The organism is Aliivibrio sp. S10_S31, assembly GCF_014694495.1.
Classification (GTDB): domain Bacteria; phylum Pseudomonadota; class Gammaproteobacteria; order Enterobacterales; family Vibrionaceae; genus Aliivibrio; species Aliivibrio fischeri.
Window position 1 is genome coordinate 1 of record NZ_JAAUWR010000052.1, and the last position, 2,227, is coordinate 2,227.

Annotated in this window: 3 protein-coding genes and 1 pseudogene; all 4 read left to right on the top strand. The window is 35.7% G+C overall.

Going from position 1 to position 2,227, the window contains the following annotated elements:
• Positions 1-261: 261 nt before the first annotated feature.
• The 4 genes and pseudogenes from HC728_RS19400 to brnA all read left to right on the top strand — a co-directional run bounded on the left by HC728_RS19400 (position 262) and on the right by brnA (position 1,976).
• Complete coding sequence (locus HC728_RS19400; RefSeq protein WP_026029357.1) at positions 262-507, top strand: Rho-binding antiterminator; 246 nt, start codon at positions 262-264, stop codon at positions 505-507.
• Between the two features lie 247 nt (positions 508-754).
• Complete coding sequence (locus HC728_RS19405; RefSeq protein ID WP_017019550.1) at positions 755-1,300, top strand: AAA family ATPase; 546 nt, start codon at positions 755-757, stop codon at positions 1,298-1,300.
• Positions 1,301-1,486: 186 nt separating this feature from the next.
• A pseudogene (locus HC728_RS19410) lies at positions 1,487-1,741 on the top strand (BrnT family toxin); the annotation flags it as partial.
• A complete protein-coding gene (brnA, locus tag HC728_RS19415) occupies positions 1,731-1,976 on the top strand; it encodes a type II toxin-antitoxin system BrnA family antitoxin (protein ID WP_190395956.1) in 246 nt (81 codons plus the stop codon). The pseudogene HC728_RS19410 and the gene brnA, both read left to right, overlap by 11 nt.
• Positions 1,977-2,227 lie beyond the last annotated feature (251 nt).

Genomic DNA, 2,227 nt, shown 5'->3' on the forward strand with positions numbered 1-2,227 from the left:
TCCCTTTGCCGATTATAAACCTGATCCACACAGTCAATTTATGTCATGCACACTGGGTTAGACATTCTCATAACAAAGCAATCAACACGATTTATTACATTCGGCGTTGTAGGTTTGTCTTTGGTTTCAGTGTTTAAGGCAGTAAAATTCAGCTAAGTCGCCGTAGTAATAAACGTGTTATTGCGGCGTTATGTGTTTTTTGAGATTATTGCAATAACCAGTATTCAGCCTTAAAGTAATCTATTTTCAGAGGTAAGTCTTATGATAAGTTGCAATGAATATGATTATATTGAAATCGTCTGCTTATACCGATATCCAGTTAGGTTAACGATGAAAGTGGGCGAGTCTATCAAAGGCGTTGCTCTTGATACATCACGTAATGAAAGTAAGAATGAATGTATCAAACTCAATGCTAATGAAACTGAAATTCTAGTTGAATTGGATGGTATCTCTAAACTGGAAGTTTTAATTGATAATCCACACTTTTCTGAGGTTATCTTTAAATAATCTCTAGGTATTCATAATATTTCTGTGAGTTGGTCTATTTGGGTAATCTACTTTTTTAGTATTACTGCGATCCCTTTGAGAGGGAAATATTTGGCTTATAAGAACACACATAACAATCGCAGCAACACGATTTGCTACATTCGGCATTCTAGGTTTCTTTTAGTTTACCGTGTTAAGTGGTAAATTTGGCTTAATCTGCATGGTAGCAAACGTGTTATGCAGGCGTTAGCTGTTTCGAGGATAAGTTTTGTATCAAGATAATTTTATAGTATTTACTGGCGGTCCAGGCTCTGGAAAAACGACAGTTATCAATGAGCTGAAAGCTCGAAATTTCTTTTGCTCTGAAGAGGTTGGTCGTAAAGTCATCCAAACTCAAGTTACGCAAAAAAGTGATGCGTTACCTTGGGCTAATAAAGAAGCTTTTCGTGACTTGATGCTTAAATTTGAAATTGCATCTTATCAGTATCATCAAAGTCAAAATAGCCTCGTTTTCTTTGACCGAGGTATCATTGATATTCTTGGTTATTCAAACCTTGAACAAATCAAATTGTCTGATGAATTAACGTCGGCAATATCTAATTTTAAATACCATTCGAAAGTCTTCATTTTTCCACCTTGGAAAGAGATATTTACCAATGATAGTGAGCGTAAACAAGACTTTGCTGTTGCGGTAAATACTTACAATGAAATGGTGTTAGCGTACGAAAAGTCGGGCTATGAGATAATTGAAGTTCCTTTTGGTACAGTAAACGAAAGGATTGATTTTATATTGGTCAATTTGAGTCACAGCTAACAATCGCATCAACACGATTTGCTACATTCGGCATTCTAGGTTTCTTTCAGTTCACCGTATTAAGTGGTAAATTGAGCTTAATTTGCATGGTAGCAAACGTGTTATGCAGGCGTTAACCGTCTTTTCGAAACATCATCGAAAGTTGCCTTTTGAGTAATAATGGTATACTTTTAACCCTATGGTTAATTTGAATTTGATGAAGTTAAGAGTAACTCGAATCTTGAAAAACATGGTGTGGATTTCAATGTAGCTCAATTGCTTTGGAATGACCCAGATTTAATAGAGGTCCCAGTAAATACTCACGATGAACCAAGATATATCGTAATAGCCATGCTTAATGGTAAACATTGGACTGGTGTTATTACATATCGAGGTCAAAATATCCGAATAATTTCGGTTCGACGCTCAAGAAAAGGTGAGGTAAAGGTTTATGAAAGCTAATGAATTTGATGCAAAGTTTGACGATGGCGATGATATTCTAGGCGATCTAGATTTATCTAAAGCTAAGCGTTCACTGCAAACTCAAAAACGAGTAAATGTTGATTTTCCAACATGGATGATTGAATCATTAGATCGTGAAGCTAATCGTGTAGGTGTAACTCGCCAATCGATTATTAAAGTTTGGTTAGCTGAAAGGTTAGAAAGTGTAGCGGCGAATCACGCAGCAAGCCACTGATATCAAAACGGTTAACAAATGCATCAACACGATTTGCTACACTCGGCGTTCTAGATTACTTTTGGTTTACCGCATTAAGTGGTAAATTTAGGCTTAATCTGCATGGTAGCAAACGTGTTATGCAGGCGTTATAACCTAGTTGAGATAGTTCTCAAATACACTTAAATATTAATAGGTTAAATGGTAATTTAGCTAGAATAGATTTCATACGATAGATTGTAGCTATTTAGTAATCATTGAATAAAAAAGGA